Here is a 16,450-nt window from a genome sequence, read left to right as displayed (position 1 = left end):
AAGCCTCCCACTGATTAAAGTTTCACTTTATGTTAAAATATTTATTAAATTTGATTATGTAGGGGGGCTATTTTGGAAATTATATTCATTTTCATATGTATTATATTAGTAGCTTCTATTTTACAAACAAGTACAGGTTTTGGCTTTTCTATTATGGCAACACCTTTCTTACTCATGTTATTTCTACCACAAGAAGCTATACAAATAAATATCATTTTATCATTAATTATTTCCATATCACTCATTTGGAAAATAAGAATAGATATTAATTTTATACTACTGAAAAAGATTAATTTTCGGAAGTATAGTTGGTGTTCCTTTTGGCATTTTCATTTTCACTTCCATTAACATCAACACTTTTAAATTAGCAATTAGCATCCTGCTTTTACTATTAACGTTGATGCTAATATGCAACTTTAAGATTAAATCAACAAAATCTAGAGATTTCTTAGTGGGCGGATTATCCGGTCTTTTAACGACAAGTATCGGTATGCCAGGACCACCCCTGTTACTTTACTTTACAGGAACTGATACGAAAAAAGAGAAATTGAGAGCAACTACTTTAGCTTTTTATCTATTTATATATTTCATTAGCCTACTAACTCAAATACTCTTTACTGGCACAAACAAAACAATTTGGGAATCAAGTTTTTACGCTATTCCAATCGTATTTCTAGGTTTGTATATAGGGCAAATTATTTTCAAATGGCTTAATCAACGAATTTTCAAAATATTTACGTACATCCTTTTAAGTTGCACGGGTATGTATCTTCTTATTGAAAGTTTGCATTTATTATAAGTAAGTTTTTCAAAATACAAAATCATAAATAAAATACTAACCAAACGATAAAAAGCGGCTATTATGCCGCTTTTTATTTTCACATTAAATATTTTAAAACTAGAAGCCCAGCTATCGCTATTACAAACACATTGAAAAAAATCATCCAACTTTTTTCGAAATCTTTATATCTCTCTTCTTTCACTCCACATTGTTTTAGCTTTCCAATTAAAACTGTTAATTCTTGATTATACTCTTTACTTCCTAATTGTATATAATTGTTATTTATTTTAATTCCATATACATTTTTCATTTTTTTATGTTGCGAAACTGCTTGAATTGAGTTTACTAATACACTGTATTCATTTAACTTTTTAAAATAACAATCTAACGCTATAATTTGTAACCTTGTATTAGTTAAAACAATGTAATAATAAAATGTAGCACCTGTGGTTAATATATTAGGTATAACTTTAGAATTTACAAGACTTCCTTCTTCCACTAATATTTCACATTGTATTTCCTCTCCTTCTTGCAACTCTTTCCGAACTGATTCTTCCAACATTTGCACCGTTAATTTCTTCAATAACTCCCCGTTTTTCACATAATACTTATCTATATTTATAGATTCATTCGCTTCTTTCTCTAAACGTGTAATTTCTTCTTCTGAATATTGGAGCTCATTTAACATCGATAATAATCTTTTATCCATATTACACACTCCCTTTCCACAGTTTTTGAAGTTTTTTCTTCCCACGAGAAATTCGATTGTATATATAATCCGCCGTTACTTTTAATTCTTTTGCAATATCGTCAATGGAATACCCATCAATATACCTCCTTAAAAAGATATATCGATCTTTCTTATTTAAATCTTGAACAATTTCCATAATCTCTTCTTCTTGTTCTATTTCATACCTATCATGGACACTTGTATCTATTTCTACGTCCTTATCGATTTTATTCTCTTTATATACTTTCTTTTTATATTCCAATGCCTTCAATTTAGTAATACCAATCATCCAAGATTTTAAGTTTCCCTTTTCTGTATCAAATTGGTCGATATTAAACCAAATAACAGTAAATACATCGTTATAACAATCATCCACATATTGTTTTTCAGTAGGGGTACTTAATGATTTATGAATAATGTACAAAATTAATTTTCCATATTGATCAATCACTTCTTTCAAAGCATCTTGATCATGTATTTTCATAGCTATAATTAAATCCTCTTCAGAATCAAAAATCATATGCATCTTCCTTCCTCAGTTCCCCTTTAGCAGCTGCCTTTACTTACTATTGGTATTTCATTCTCATTTTCTATCACTTTTGTAAAAATTTATTAACTTTTATTTCTATATATATGATAACAAACGAAATACCTAAGATCAGAAAGAATAGACAACTTTCTGATCTTAGGTATTTCTCCTTTCAAAAAAGGCAAACCCGCATCACAGGTTTGCCTCTTTACTCACTTCTTATTTAATCCTTTTTCACTTAAAAACTCTTTCATATGCATTCTTTTTTCTTTAGACATAAACGAACTCATTGATTCCGTCCATGTTACGCTTTTCTTGTTTGATGATCTTTCTTTGTAATACGAGTTCATCGTTTCATCATATTCATTTAATAATTCATCATATTTCTTTTCATCATATCCATTTTCATGAAGAACCGCTGCTACCGGTAAGCGTGGTTTAACTCCATGTTCTTCATCTGGTACACCGACTGTCATTCCGAATACAGGATATACTTTATCTGGTAAATGAAGCAATTCGCTCACTTCTCTCGGATTATTACGAATACCACCAATATAACAAATACCGTATCCTAATGACTCTGCTGCTAACGCTAAGTTTTGCGCAAAAAGTGAAGCATCTACCGTCGCAACGATAAAGTCTTCCACCCCTTCATGCTTTATCTCTGTACCATGTTTTTCACATGCAATTTCAAGTCGTTTTAAATCTGCACAACAAACAAAGAATGCTGCGCAGTCTTTCACATGGCGATTTCCGGATAACTCTGCTAGTTTAGCCTTTAATTCCTGATTTGTTACATATATGACAGAATACGCCTGTACAAAATGTGATGAAGCCGCATGCTGTGCAGCGTGCACCATTTTTTCTACTACATCTTTCGGAATTGATTCTTCTTTATATTTACGAACTGAAACGTGTTGCTCTATCTTATGTATTATCTCATTCATGAAAATCACTCCTTTTTCTCTTCATAATGAAAAATTAACACATCTTTTTCAATATTCACAACTTATAAGCACAAAAAGAGCAATTCTTTTTGAATTGCTCTTTTTTTAAAACGTCTATGAATACGGTAAATGAAATTATATTAACGGTAATTTAAATGAAATTTTTTCTTGTCTTATTACGCCGTTTTCAAGACTTTAATACCTTTTACGATATTCCAAATGAAGTAGTAAATTCCTACAAGAATGAACACTGTATATGTGATAATCATTCCAATTCCAGCACCGTCAGATTGATTGAAACCTAAACCGTACATTCCTGATACTGCTAGTCCTCCAAATAAGATTGCGTATGGGAAAACATGTGACCAAAATGCTTTTTTCGCGTGATACTTCACTTCATCTTCTGCAACAAAGTACACGATAATTGGTAGTAAAAATGGTGCAAAAAAGATACTAAAGTAACATAACGAAGATAAAATATTATTTCCTTTCATCCGATTCACCTCTAAATAGTTTTTGTTACTTTCATTATGTCAGGAAATCATTCTAGAAACTATCGCTTTACCTTTCACTAACGTGACATATTTGTAAGATTTTCCTCAAATTAAATCCCATCTGAAGTTTCAGACGGGATCACTTTCACTATATTCGATTCATAAACCAATACTGTGTAATGGCTAAATATTCTCGTACATTCGATGGAATGATGATTGGTTTCGGTGTTTTTGCCGGAAGACCTTCTAATTGTAAACCTTGTTTGGCAGCTATTTTTTTCGCTCTAAACATATGAAAATCGTTTGTTACGATCATACCTTTTTTCATATCGGCTGGAATTAACGGTTTTGAGAATGTAATATTCTCATCTGTACTCGTAGATTTGTCCTCCATTATAATACGGTCTTCTGCGATGTTTTGTTTTATTAGTCCTTGTTTCATTGCTAATGCTTCTGAAATGTCTTCACCTTTTCCTTGTCCTCCAGATACGATAGCGATTGTTTTCTCATGTGATTTTAAATATTCAGCTGCTTTATCAATACGATATTGCAATGAATAAGATGGTTTCGTTCCATTTACTTTCGATCCTAGTACAATTATGTACTCAGCATCGTTACTTGCATTCATATGTCCATGCTTATAAATGTGATATTGTAAAAACCCCGCATATACGGCGCAAATCATTATAACAACTAAAATACACTTTATTATTTTCTTCTTTCTCATACTCATATACTCCTATTTTCTTTTACTTCCTTCATGATAATATCCATTTATTTGTTTGTATACAGACAAATTCCAATAAACCCTAAATTATCCTCTGAAAGGTAATATTTATATTACTTTCGGGAATAGTAAGTACAACTTTACACCAAGGAGTGTCTCTATTGCTTCTCTTTTTATGTAACGTGTCGTTCTTTTTCATCTTATTTTTACTATCGCTTAAGTTACTCGGTAAATCCGCGTTAGCACAACTAACTCCTCATGATTTTGGGGCTATAATCTTTTTATCTTATTTAGCTTTCCAGGCCATACCCGTCTCTGGTGCTTTACAAGCATTTCTCGGTATGGTTGTTATTACATGTTTACATTTACTCCTTACAAAATTAAGCCTATTCAACAAACTAAATCGTTTTATTCTCGGACACCCTATCATTTTAATTAAACATGGTGATATTATTTTTGAGAACTTACAAAAAAGTAGATATCCCATTGCCGAACTACTTTCTAATCTTCGCGTTGCAGGATATCCGAGTGTTCATGAAATTGAATACGCCATTTTAGAAGCGAACGGAGCTATTAGTATTTTACCAAAAAGAGAACTTGTACCATTAACTCCAAAAGATTTAAACATAGATGTTAAGTATGCTGGATTACCAATTGCACTTATCGTCGATTCACAAATTCAATACGATAACTTAAAGTTAATCCATAAAGATGAAAAATGGTTATATAAAGAATTAAAAGAAAAAGGAATTACAAATATTAAAAACGTTGCTTTCGCTTCTGTTCAAGAAACGGATGGATCTTTTGCGATTAGTTTAAAGGAATAAAAAAATCCCCTTAATTGCTTAAGGGGATTTTCTTCATCATATCGCTTCTTTCTCTCCTGCCATATTTAATGGAACAGGATGTTTCATACGATTCATCGTAAATACGATAATTGCTGTCATTACTTCAGCAACTGGCATAACGAGCCAAATTCCGTTTATCCCAAATAATTTCGGCATAATCCATAACAATGGAATGATAAATAGTAACCCTCGGCTCATTATAATCAGTACTGATTTCTTCGTTTGTCGCACTGATTGGAAGTACTCTCCATACACAATGTTATAGCCTAAAAATACGTATTGAATAAAGAATAGGCTAATACCCGTTAATGTTAACTCCAATAATTCTGGAGATTGGACATCAAATAGACCAATGATATATTTCCCGAAGAATAATCCGACAATTATCGCAATGCCCCCAAGTACAACAGCAATTTTCACAGCAAACTGCAATCCTTCACGCAATCTTTCTGATAAGTTTGCCCCGTAATGGAAACTAGCAATCGGTTGCAATGCAGCACCTACACCGAAGAATAATAGTAATGCCATTGCATGAATACTATTCACCATCGCATAGGAAGCTACTCCTACTTCTCCTGCATATTGGACGAATGCGATATTAAAACCAATCGTTACGATTGCAACCGTACTTTCTGCTGTAAAACTTGGGAAACCAATCACCATAATTTGTTTGACAGTATCCCATTCAAAATGGAATTTCGTCCATTTTAAAATACTACTTTTTCTAAAGAAATGAGTTAATAATACAAGGAAACCAATCGCTGCCGAAAGAATAGTCGCTGAAGCAGCACCTGTTACCCCCCATCCAAAGATAAAAATAAAGATATAGTCAAATACTATATTTAATACAGCCGTTACAACAAGACCTGCCATTGCTAAATTAGGATTTCCATCATTTCGTATAAATGTACTTAAAATATTTTCTAAAACGTATATCATTCCAAATGTTAATAATACGTGTAAATAGTCTAACGCATATGGTAAAATCACTTCATTTGCACCAAATAAGTACGCTAAATCTTCTATTCTCCATAAACAAATAGCCGCTAAAACACCTACGATAACAACTGCTACCGTCATGGATTGAGTAAAAATAGACCTTGCTCTTTCTCGTTTATTTTCACCTAATGCAATGGAATATAACGTTGCCCCGCCCATTCCGATCCATAATGAAATAGAGAAAAAAATCGAAAACGCTGGAATAGCCACGTTTACTCCTGCTAAACCGTTCGCCCCAACTCCTCTACTAATCATGACCGCATCAATTACAATATTAACTGACATTAATACCATTCCTAGAACAGCTGGTATTAAATAAGAAATAAATAAACTTTTTATGGGTTTTTCTCTTAATTTTTCTGTTGCTTCCATACTCTAATATGCTCCTTTTTTCAACTCTCTTTCCTCAGTTTAAACCTTCAAGTAACTTGAAGGTCAATAGTGAATTTAAAAATAGGTAACTTAATTATCGCGTTTGATGCTCATTTGTAATTATACGAGTCCTATAACTTATTGCTTTGTTTTTTCATTATAGGAATTTGAATTTCTGTTACTTGCTCCTCTGGATTTTCTGTTACAGACCAATCAATTAATGCAATCTCAATCGAATCTCCGTCTATTTTATATCCTTCTTGATCAATATATTTTATTAATTTCTTATATGTTTCATCAGTTTCTTCATATGGCCCGTGGTGATATACACAGGCAAATATACCTGCTTTAATTTCATCTGAACTATTCACTTGAAAGGGCATGTAATCCAAAAGAATGAAAACACTACTATATGCTTGAAACTCATTTTGCATTAATCCTTTTTTCGCAACAGTTACACCAATATCTCCAGAAAATAAACTATCATCCATTTGCCTCATATTTTTTTGCAACGAATGGATGTAGTACTCAAACATATCATCCGTCGTATTTGGAGCAACCGCAATTGCTGTAATTTTCCGCTGCGGGATCTCTTTAATTACCATTTGTTCAGCTTTTGCTTTTGTTGCTTCCTTAATTAAATGAATTCTATGTTCCATTTTTGCTAAGGCATATTCAATTTCTCTTTGTTTCTTCAGCATCATTTCTTGTTGTTTTTCCAGTAAATTGAGTGCGTATGTTGGATTTCTTTCATCAATATATTTCTTAATTTCCTTTAACGGAATATTTAACTGGCGTAAAAATTTAATCGTATCTAACAGTGAAAATTGATCGATTGTATAATAACGATAATTCGTTTGAGGATCAACAATGGACGGATGAAAAATTCCTTTTTCATCATAATACCTCAATGTAGATTCTGCGATATTATGCATTTTTGCCATTTCTCCAATTGTAAAGCGTTTATTTAATAACATGTTTCCTTCTCCAATTCATTAAAAATATTGCCTTATTTCTTCTTATTATATAGCCATTCCCTTCATACCTAAATCAAATTCCATCATGAAAATCTGCTATTTTTTCATTGATTTTTAATAAATTTTATTATATATTAATTACAGGTTCAAATTACGAGTTCAAAAGAACTTGTAATCAGACCCTTTTGTTTAATGGGTTTTACATATTTTCATTAGGCAAATTCCGAGAAATCGTATGATAAAATTAAAAATGACGAGGAGAGGATCAGATGGAATTCGAATTTTTCTTTCAAATTGCACTTATTTTATTAAGTACAAAGCTTGCTGGTGATCTTAGTGTTAGATTAGGTCAACCTTCTGTACTAGGTAAATTAATTGTCGGTATCGTTATCGGTCCAGCTGTATTAGGTTGGATTGAAAATTCAGAGCTTCTAACTCAATTAAGTAATGTCGGGGTTATTCTTTTAATGTTTATGGCTGGACTTGAAACAGACTTAGAAGAATTAAACGCAAATCGTAATTCTTCTTTAGCAGTTGCACTCGGAGGTATCATTCTTCCATTCGTAGGTGGTTACGTTTCCGGTCTTGTGATGGGAATGGAACAAGGAAACGCTGTATTCTTAGGATTACTTCTATGTGCGACAAGTGTTAGTATTTCCGTACAAACACTTCGTGATTTAGGTAAAATGAAAACACGTGAAAGTACGACGATGCTTGGAGCCGCTGTATTTGATGATATTCTTGTTGTTATTTTATTAGCATTTGCAATGAGCTTCTTAGGTACTGATGATGTTAACTTAACAATGGTTATCTTGAAGAAAGTAGTATTCTTCGCTTCTATTATTTTAATCGGATGGAAAGGTGTTCCTGCGATTATGCGCTGGTTATCACCACTGCGCGTATCTGAGTCTATCGTGAGCGCGGCTCTTATCATCTGTTTCTCATTCGCATATTTCGGCGAATTATTAGGAATTGCTGGTATTATCGGTGCTTTCGCTGCTGGTATTGCAATTTCTCAAACAAACTACAAACATGAAGTAGAAAAGAAAGTAGAACCAATTGCTTACGCTATGTTCGTTCCCGTATTCTTCGTTAGTATCGGTATGAATATTACATTTGACGGTATCGGCAATCAAATTTGGTTCATCTTAGCATTAACTGTTATCGCTGTATTAACGAAATTAATCGGCTGTGGATTCGGTGCACGAATGACTGGATTTGACGCTAAGTCTTCTGCAATTATCGGTGCTGGAATGGTTTCTCGTGGTGAAGTTGCACTTATCATCGCAGGAACAGGACTTTCTTCAGGTCTATTGGCACAAGATTACTTTACAGCAATCGTTATTGTCGTTATTTTAACTACAATGATTACACCACCAATGTTAAAATACACTTTTGGTGCAAAAGATAAAGCAATGAAAGCAAGTAAATAAATTTACTATAATAAAAGGAGATTGCTATTTTATAAGATAGCAATCTCCTTTTTGTTTTATCTTTAAACAATCCCGTTCTTTTTTAACCATTTTTCAAAAATAATTCGTGCTTCATCATCATCAATATCATTCCCAAATGAATACACCATAATGCCATAATCATCTATATATTTACCTAGCTTCATTCCCTCCACTTTCTTATAAAAATCGTCTGCCTCATAGTGCGGAATATAAGCATCCCAAACTGGTTCATTTATTCTTTTGTACGCCGTCACTTCTAAATCATATCCGTCTTCATAATATCCGATGTGATAATGTTTGTTAGGATCATATTTCTCCATTAAAAGTCCCCTCCTACTAAACAAGAGCGAGCCTTATATTACAGCTCGCTCCTCTCTCTATTTATTAAATACGCTCCATCGCTGTCTTCAACGTTCCAACAACGAAAGCAATCTCTTCACTTGAAATAACAAGAGGCGGCGCTAATGTTAAAACGTTATTATATCCTGCTGTTGTCATACCGTTTCGTCCTATAATTAAGCCCTTTTCTTTACAAGCATTTACAACACTTGCTATTTTATCATTATCAATTGGCTCTTTCGTCTCTTTATCATTTACTAATTCAATCCCAACTAATAGACCTTTTCCTCTAATATTCCCAACAAGTGGATGTTCCCCAATTTCATCTTTTAGTTGCTCTAATAAAAGGGAACCCATTTGTGCAGATCGCTCAATTAAATTTTCATTTTCCATAATCTCTAAATTTTTAAGTGCTAATGCACAAGCTGCTGGATTTCCACCAAATGTATTAATATGGCGGAAAAATTCATATTCTCCTTTACCTTTAAAAGCCTCATATATTTCTTTTTTCACAGCTGTTGCAGATAATGGTAAATATGCGCTCGTAATACCTTTTGCCATTGTAATAATATCTGGCTTCACATCATAATTCATAAATCCGAATGCTTTTCCTGTACGTCCAAAACCGCAAATCACTTCATCACTAATAAGCAAGGCACCGTGTTTTTGACACGTCTCATGAACAGCTTTCATATAGTCTTGTGGTGGCATTAATATGCCCCCGCCTGTAATAATAGGTTCCATAATAAACGCAGCAATTGTTTCACTTAATTCCCACGTCATAACACGATCGACTTCTTTCACACATTCTACATCATAAATATGCTGTCCTTCAATTTCAGGCATACGGTAACAATCCGGTGGTGTTACATGTAAAAAACCTGAAGCAAACGGCTCATATTGATATCTACGCTGCGCTTGTCCCGTCGCTGCCATTGTCGCCATTGTATTCCCGTGATACCCACGGTAACGTGACATAAATTTATAACGATGTGGTTCACCTTTTTGAGCATAGTATTGTCTTGCTATTTTAAAAGCTGTTTCGTTCGCTTCTGAACCACTATTTGAGAAGAAAATAACATACTCTCCCCCAAGCCACTCATTTAACTTTTCAGCAAGCTTTATAGCTGGCTCATGGGATTGTGACATTGGAAAGTATGATAATGTTTGTAATTGCTTATAAGCCGCTTCTGCGAGCTCTTTTCTTCCATATCCACTATTCACACACCAAAGGCCACTCATACCATCTAAATATCTTTTTCCTTGTATATCTTCAACCCAGCACCCTTCAGCTTTTGCCCCTACCATTGTACTATTTGGACTAAAAGGACGCATTCCGTGCCAAACATATTGCTCATCTTTTGCTAATAATTCATCAGTTTGCTTCGTTTTCATCATTACTTCCACCTTCCATAACAACTTATTTTTCACAAAAGCTGCGCTGGTGCCATGATGACTTAAATTTCTCCCTGCTATTTTCATTCCACAAAATTAAGACAAATCCTACTTACAAATCAGTAATATTTACAAGAAAATGACAAAAGAAAAAAGAGCTTTTCTTATCTATCGAAAAGCTCCTCTTTTATTTAATGTGAAGACGCATCGCTAATGCCATGACCAGTATTAGATTTCACTAGAATTTCATCAAATTTCGCTTCATCTTCTTTCTTACTAGATAAAACCGTTCCTAAATATGCTGCAAGAAATCCGAGTGGAATTGAAATAATTCCTGGTGTCGTATATGGGAATAACGCTTCCCCAACAAAAATAGCTTTTCCAGCTACAGGGTTCCAAACATTCGGACTCAACGCTACGAGAACAATTGCTGATACGAGACCTACAATCATACCCGAAATAGCACCCGTTGTATTAAAACGCTTCCAATATATTGTAAATAAAATTACTGGTAGATTTGCACTCGCTGCAACTGCAAATGCTAATGATACTAAAAATGCTACGTTTAATGTTTGGGCAAATAATGCAAGTATGATAGATAGTATCGCTACTCCAATAGATGCATAACGAGCCATGGATACTTGCTCTTTTTCCGTTGATTTTCCTTTACGAATGATTTCATTATAAAAATCATGAGCGAATGCTGATGCTGCTGTTAATACAAGACCTGCCACTACAGCCAAAATCGTTGCAAAAGCAATTGCTGATACGAAAGCAAATAAGAAGTCTCCACCTAACGCTTTGGCTAATAAAGGTGCCGCCATATTACCAGCTGGGTTTGCTTTAATAATCGCTTCATTTCCTACAAACGCTGCCGCACCAAATCCTAAGAAAATCGTCATAATATAAAATGCACCAATTAACCACGTCGCATATACGACAGATTGACGTGCAGTTTTTGCATCACGTACTGTAAAAAAGCGGACAAGTATATGTGGTAATCCAGCTGTACCAAGTACTAGTCCTAAATTTAAAGAAAGTGTATCAAGACCATCCTTATACTTTACACCTGGATTCAAAAATGAATCTTTTAAAGGTGTAGCTGTTTTCATTTGAGCGAACATTTCAGTCACGCTGAAGTTAAATTTTGCGAAAACGATAACAGAAATAATAAACGTACCAGCCATAAGTAATACAGCCTTTACGATTTGTACCCAGCTCGTTGCTGTCATACCTCCAAAAATAACATACACCGTCATAAGTGTTCCAACGATTAATACAGATGTCGTATATTCAATCCCTAATAATAATTTAATAAGTGCACCCGCGCCAACTAATTGTGCAATCATATAAAAGATAGAAATCGTCATCGTATTAAGAGCTGCAACTCCGCGAACTTTTTTCGCATCAAAGCGTGCTGCAATCATATCCGCCAAAGTGTACTTTCCTAAATTTCTAAGCGGTTCTGCAACAAGATACAGTACAACTAAATAAGCAACTAAAAAACCGATACTATAAAAGAATCCATCAAACCCAGTTAATGCGATTGCTCCGGCTATACCAAGAAATGAAGCAGCAGACATGTAATCTCCAGCGATGGCCAGACCATTTTGCCAACCAGTTAATCCCCCTCCGGCCGTATAAAATTCACTCGCATTTTTCGTTTTTTTCGATGCAAAATATGTTATGACGAGCGTACCAAGAACAATAATTAAAAATAGTGCAAATGCAGTAGTATTCAAGTTCAGCCCCTCCCTTTTTGCATATCTTGCAGAATTTTTTGGGAGATTTCATCAAATGACTCTGCTTTTTTGCTATAAATCATACATAGTGCCCATGTCATAATAAATTGGGAAAAAGCAAATACCCACGCCCATGTAACGTCACCAAATGCAGGTGTATTAAGCACCTTTGAATACGACGTTAAAATAGGTAATGCGATAAAAAAACTAAAAAAGAAAATACTCATTGGAATGATAAACTTCTTTTTCGTATTTAATAACAATTGAAATTCTTCCGACTGAACAACCTCTGTATAATTCACCTCATTTTGCAACTTACGTGCTGACGTATCATCTCGTTTCATTAACCGATCCCCTCTCTTACTTGAAATACACTTCCCCCTTGCATACCTAAAGGCTAAATTTTATAAATATTCAGAAACTTATACTCATTTTAGACAATCCATACATTCATGCAAAGATTTTTCGATAGACATTTTTCGGCAATTTCCCCCAAATTTTTAATATACTTTTTCAAAATAAAGTGACACCTTACTTTTTTTCTTCATTAAGACAAAAGCAGTGCTTAACGCACTACTTTTGTCTTTTTTTCCTTTTCCAAATTACGAGCTGTTTCGCTTAACTCAACATCTTTTCCGTCTTTAAGTGTTCCAAATATAAAATCGAATACTGGATTTGAAACACCGAACCAAAACTTTTCGTTTTTATAATGGTGTAATATATGTTGTTTTTTTAGCCATCTTCCAAGCTTAGTGACGGGACGAATCGGTCTATGGGCAATATAATGTTTCCATTCGTAAACGAGCAGCATGATAATCATTCCGATTCCAAATGAAAGTGTAATAGTAACACTTTTTGTAATACCATATGCTATAAGCAAATAAATAGTAAAACTAGGTATACTAAACCATACAGGTAAAAACAAAAGTTTTAAATCCTCTGGATATACGTGGTGATCATAATGTAATCTTCTTAACATTTTTAATAGAAATGTGTTTTTAGGTGGCTTTATATGGAATAAAAAACGATGTGTCATATATTCATTAAGTGTATAGAAAACAATCCCAAACATACATGCTAACATGCCAACCCAAGAGAAAAATTGCATTTTTAAAATAATAATGAAAATAAATAGAATGCTATACATAATAACGATATCATGTTGTAAAAAGAACTCTTTCCCCACTTTCTTCATCTTGTTTCCCCCTTTTCCCAAAAAACAGCCGCAACATATCGTTACGACTATTTCTTTTCTATTCTTATTCTATTCACTTTACAAATTTGCCTGCTGTTCTATTGTCGAGAAAAAATTATTTGGTCCAAATATATTTTGCTTCGGAATAATATGTTCCACTGCAAACACTGTTACTTCTCCTCTTTGCACTTCTCCAATAATGAGACCAAATATTTCATGATTTACTGCAAACGTCGGTTGCTTTGTTTGTAGCAATCTTGCAGCATTATGAAATACCGCTTCATATAGTGGATTTCTATCAGTAATTTCTTTTCGGATTTTTGGCGCTAACGTAATGATAATTTCTTTTCCGTCAATAGTGGTTCGATACATAAAAATCTCCCCTTCAATCTTATGTGAACAACTGTAAAGCTTTGTATGCAAAATGTATAGAGTAACCTACTAAAATAATACCTGCTCCAGCTGTTATGTAGCCAAGTGCTTTTGGTTTTAATAAAGTTCTTCCAAAATGTACAGAAAAAGCAATATTTAAATTCCATAAAATAATGCCAGCAATAATGCAAAGACTGTACAAAAAAGCTTCTTGTTTCGTTACCTTCGTAAGTAATGAGCTAAGTGTACTTCCGTATATACCAAACCAAAAAACAAGATTTAATGGATTGGATATCGCAATTAAAAATCCTGCCATAAACGATTGCTTAAGGCCACCTACCTCTTCTTTTTTATATTCCATATTCGAGTGGAAAATTCCTTGTTTTACACTTTGAAATCCTAAATAAAATAACAAGAAAAAACCCGTGCAATACATGAAGGCTTGTACATATGTATACATAAACACAGAAGATAAACCGAAATAAATGAGTAACATAAATAAAACATCTGCAGTCATTCCACCAATTCCAACAACCCAAGCATGCCAAAACCCACGTTCAATTCCTCGTTTTAACATTTCAATATTAATCGGCCCTACTGGTGCAGCTAATGAAATACCTAATACGATTTGCTGTATAATTGCTCCAAACATCGCTCTATCCTTTCTACTCTCTTTATTACTAGTTAATGATATAATTTGAAAAAATAGACTAGCTTTCATAATAAAATACCCTTTTTTATCCAAAATATACAAAAGAGCCATCTAGGTGATGGCTCTTACTTTTTTATCTTATGAAGAAAAGGGCATTTCCCTTTTATTGGTTCTACATCGTCTCCTATGAAATATTGTTTCCATTCACGATGCTCTGAGTCACCATAATGACTAATGTTCGGATGTTTCGGCAATTGATCCCACTTTTCAACTCGCTCACGGACCATTTGTCTTGAATATGCTCCTTTAGGACGATCTCCCTCTAATCCATCAAAAATAGTGCGTGGCTGAAACCCAATAACGAGAGCATTTCCTAAATGTCTAGTTTTTCGTTGTTTATAAGCTGGCGCATTTCCAAATGCGAATATTGGCTCACCACCAAATGAAAATTCCCATAAATAATGGTCTGGATCTTCAGGAATTTGCTTTGGCCATGCTTGATTATCGTTTTCATGCAAATACTGTAGCACTTTCCAAAAAGAATCGCGGTAATATTCGAGTGATTGTTCTTCACATTCCGGTTCTATAAAAAGGAAAAAGCCCCTTCTTACAATCGGCCTCTCTTTCATTAACTCTAAAAAAGATAACATTGTATGCGGCAAATGACTCCAATCATTATGAGAAAGAAATGAATAACGAAGTTCATTCTTTTTCAAAGCTGTTAAACCGAAATAACATGGAAAAGTTGGTTCTAACACGACACTTGAAAAAATCTCAAATTCTTTTGCAACCCAATCCGGTATGTCGGTTCTCGTTCTTATTCCTTCATTATCTAATAAATAAAACTTATTCATTCTTTCACCTCATTATGTATAGCATTCAATTAAGAATATTACATACTCGGCCTGTCCTATACCTATTTAAAAATTTGACTGAAAAATTATTTAAAAATACAAAAAATAAAATCGCTTACTTGACTAAATTCTCCCAATTCGTGTATATTTAAATTAATCATTTAGCAGAATATTCAAGAATATAGCATTTTTAGTTTATATTATTTTTTAAATGAATTTCACTAAATGAAAATAGTAAACGCTTTTAGGAGGAATTATAACATGCAAGGAAAAGTAAAATGGTTTAACAACGAAAAAGGTTTTGGATTTATCGAAATGGAAGGCGCTGACGATGTATTCGTACATTTCTCTGCTATTCAAGGAGACGGCTACAAAGCTTTAGAAGAAGGTCAAGAAGTATCTTTCGACATTACTGAAGGTAACCGCGGACCTCAAGCTGCTAACGTAGTAAAACTTTAATCCAACATATAACAGGAGGTTACCTTACTTGGTAACCTCCTTTATTATTCCTTTGTATATTTCCGTTTTACAGAGCAAAAACTATGTGAAATGCGCAATATACAAAGGAGGCAGTAACAATGGGATCAGAAGTAAATGATTTTGAAGAAGTAAAATTCCGTGTAGAAACAGCACAAAAAATGGTAGGCTCAGCAACAATTTCAATGGATCCAGATACATTAGAGCATGCTACTACTGCAGTAGAAGCAGCTCGCTCACAGCTTGAAATTATGAAATCTGTTGCAGTAGATTTAGATGAACCCTTTTTAATGAACGAGGAAAAGAAACTAAGCAAATGCGAGCAGCAATTAAACGAAGCAAAGCACTAAAAAAACATCCAGAGAATTTTCTCTGGATGTTTTTTCATGACAACTGTTCTCCATACTTTTTCAATGTTTCACCAACTGTACATTGCCTTATACAAAATGAATGAGCATAATACTTACTATTTGTCTTTCGATTATGTTCTCGCAAAAAACATCCTTCACAATACGTTTCTAATAAGTCATTTACCTCTGTAATGAGTTGCTTTTTATCCACCTTTG

Annotated in this window: 20 protein-coding genes and 1 pseudogene; 5 read left to right on the top strand and 16 right to left on the bottom strand. The window is 33.7% G+C overall.

Translation table 11 applies throughout. The features are described 5' to 3' along the window. Positions 1-72: 72 nt before the first annotated feature. A pseudogene (locus ACTJJY_RS02160) lies at positions 73-799 on the top strand (sulfite exporter TauE/SafE family protein). Between the two features lie 79 nt (positions 800-878). Here ACTJJY_RS02160 and ACTJJY_RS02155 read toward each other — a convergent pair. From ACTJJY_RS02155 to ACTJJY_RS02135, 5 genes are all read right to left on the bottom strand, one after another. Next, on the bottom strand, positions 879-1,490 hold the full coding sequence (locus ACTJJY_RS02155) for a flagellar motor switch protein FliG (RefSeq protein ID WP_000361356.1): 612 nt from the start codon (positions 1,488-1,490) through the stop codon (positions 879-881). Position 1,491: 1 nt separating this feature from the next. Continuing rightward, on the bottom strand, positions 1,492-2,037 hold the full coding sequence (locus ACTJJY_RS02150; protein ID WP_440604889.1) for a sigma-70 family RNA polymerase sigma factor: 546 nt from the start codon (positions 2,035-2,037) through the stop codon (positions 1,492-1,494). A 215-nt stretch (positions 2,038-2,252) separates the two neighbouring features. Beyond that, a complete protein-coding gene (nfsA, locus tag ACTJJY_RS02145) occupies positions 2,253-2,987 on the bottom strand; it encodes an oxygen-insensitive NADPH nitroreductase (protein WP_001002379.1) in 735 nt (244 codons plus the stop codon). A 176-nt stretch (positions 2,988-3,163) separates the two neighbouring features. Then, a complete protein-coding gene (locus ACTJJY_RS02140; protein WP_063546959.1) occupies positions 3,164-3,481 on the bottom strand; it encodes a DUF4870 domain-containing protein in 318 nt (105 codons plus the stop codon). 148 nt (positions 3,482-3,629) lie between these two features. After that, positions 3,630-4,208, bottom strand: a complete 579-nt coding sequence (locus ACTJJY_RS02135; RefSeq protein ID WP_440604888.1) for a YdcF family protein — start codon at positions 4,206-4,208, stop codon at positions 3,630-3,632. A 161-nt stretch (positions 4,209-4,369) separates the two neighbouring features. Here ACTJJY_RS02135 and ACTJJY_RS02130 point away from each other — a divergent pair, with 161 nt between their 5' ends. Beyond that, positions 4,370-5,035, top strand: coding sequence for a DUF421 domain-containing protein (locus ACTJJY_RS02130; protein WP_000923922.1), 666 nt, complete (start codon positions 4,370-4,372; stop codon positions 5,033-5,035). A 36-nt stretch (positions 5,036-5,071) separates the two neighbouring features. Here the strand turns inward: ACTJJY_RS02130 and ACTJJY_RS02125 are convergent, their stop codons facing one another. Continuing rightward, positions 5,072-6,427 carry an MATE family efflux transporter gene (locus ACTJJY_RS02125; RefSeq protein WP_000388396.1) on the bottom strand — a complete coding sequence of 452 codons (1,356 nt, stop codon included), beginning with the start codon at positions 6,425-6,427 and terminating at the stop codon, positions 5,072-5,074. Between the two features lie 131 nt (positions 6,428-6,558). Then, positions 6,559-7,404, bottom strand: coding sequence for a MerR family transcriptional regulator (locus ACTJJY_RS02120; protein WP_440604887.1), 846 nt, complete (start codon positions 7,402-7,404; stop codon positions 6,559-6,561). A 269-nt stretch (positions 7,405-7,673) separates the two neighbouring features. Here ACTJJY_RS02120 and ACTJJY_RS02115 point away from each other — a divergent pair, with 269 nt between their 5' ends. After that, complete coding sequence (locus ACTJJY_RS02115; RefSeq protein WP_000393901.1) at positions 7,674-8,837, top strand: cation:proton antiporter; 1,164 nt, start codon at positions 7,674-7,676, stop codon at positions 8,835-8,837. A gap of 62 nt (positions 8,838-8,899) precedes the next feature. On the opposite strand, the gene ACTJJY_RS02110 is transcribed toward ACTJJY_RS02115, so the two are convergent. The 8 genes from ACTJJY_RS02110 to ACTJJY_RS02075 all read right to left on the bottom strand — a co-directional run bounded on the left by ACTJJY_RS02110 (position 8,900) and on the right by ACTJJY_RS02075 (position 15,407). Beyond that, the gene (locus ACTJJY_RS02110; RefSeq protein ID WP_000417068.1) at positions 8,900-9,178 is read right to left on the bottom strand and encodes a DUF3986 family protein; all 279 of its coding nucleotides are present in this window, start codon (positions 9,176-9,178) and stop codon (positions 8,900-8,902) included. Between the two features lie 64 nt (positions 9,179-9,242). After that, positions 9,243-10,592 (bottom strand): aspartate aminotransferase family protein, encoded by a 1,350-nt coding sequence (locus tag ACTJJY_RS02105; protein ID WP_000850962.1) that lies wholly within the window; start codon positions 10,590-10,592, stop codon positions 9,243-9,245. Between the two features lie 191 nt (positions 10,593-10,783). Beyond that, a complete protein-coding gene (locus ACTJJY_RS02100) occupies positions 10,784-12,334 on the bottom strand; it encodes a solute symporter family protein (RefSeq protein ID WP_001098240.1) in 1,551 nt (516 codons plus the stop codon). A gap of 2 nt (positions 12,335-12,336) precedes the next feature. Further along, entirely contained in the window at positions 12,337-12,678 is a 342-nt protein-coding gene (locus ACTJJY_RS02095; protein WP_023521588.1) for a DUF485 domain-containing protein, read from the bottom strand. Positions 12,679-12,899: 221 nt separating this feature from the next. Beyond that, positions 12,900-13,529: a sterol desaturase family protein gene (locus ACTJJY_RS02090; RefSeq protein ID WP_440604886.1), complete on the bottom strand. Its 630-nt coding sequence runs from the start codon at positions 13,527-13,529 to the stop codon at positions 12,900-12,902. Positions 13,530-13,607: 78 nt separating this feature from the next. Further along, on the bottom strand, positions 13,608-13,901 hold the full coding sequence (locus ACTJJY_RS02085) for a hypothetical protein (protein WP_000286361.1): 294 nt from the start codon (positions 13,899-13,901) through the stop codon (positions 13,608-13,610). A gap of 19 nt (positions 13,902-13,920) precedes the next feature. Then, the gene (locus ACTJJY_RS02080; RefSeq protein ID WP_113304022.1) at positions 13,921-14,664 is read right to left on the bottom strand and encodes a LysE family transporter; all 744 of its coding nucleotides are present in this window, start codon (positions 14,662-14,664) and stop codon (positions 13,921-13,923) included. A 14-nt stretch (positions 14,665-14,678) separates the two neighbouring features. Beyond that, positions 14,679-15,407, bottom strand: a complete 729-nt coding sequence (locus ACTJJY_RS02075; RefSeq protein WP_440604885.1) for a YqcI/YcgG family protein — start codon at positions 15,405-15,407, stop codon at positions 14,679-14,681. A gap of 261 nt (positions 15,408-15,668) precedes the next feature. On the opposite strand from ACTJJY_RS02075, the gene cspB reads away from it, so the two are divergent. Both cspB and ACTJJY_RS02065 read left to right on the top strand, forming a co-directional pair. Beyond that, on the top strand, positions 15,669-15,866 hold the full coding sequence (cspB, locus tag ACTJJY_RS02070) for a cold shock-like protein CspB (protein ID WP_001161731.1): 198 nt from the start codon (positions 15,669-15,671) through the stop codon (positions 15,864-15,866). Between the two features lie 119 nt (positions 15,867-15,985). Then, complete coding sequence (locus ACTJJY_RS02065; protein ID WP_000534400.1) at positions 15,986-16,234, top strand: DUF2564 family protein; 249 nt, start codon at positions 15,986-15,988, stop codon at positions 16,232-16,234. 34 nt (positions 16,235-16,268) lie between these two features. Here the strand turns inward: ACTJJY_RS02065 and ACTJJY_RS02060 are convergent, their stop codons facing one another. Further along, positions 16,269-16,445 (bottom strand): zinc-finger domain-containing protein, encoded by a 177-nt coding sequence (locus ACTJJY_RS02060; protein ID WP_000358801.1) that lies wholly within the window; start codon positions 16,443-16,445, stop codon positions 16,269-16,271. Positions 16,446-16,450: the final 5 nt, after the last annotated feature.

The organism is Bacillus sp. 22475 (genome assembly GCF_052044835.1).
Taxonomy (GTDB): Bacteria; Bacillota; Bacilli; order Bacillales; family Bacillaceae_G; genus Bacillus_A; species Bacillus_A cereus.
Note: the sequence above shows the minus strand (reverse complement) of the source record. Positions and strands in the feature narration are given on the sequence as shown.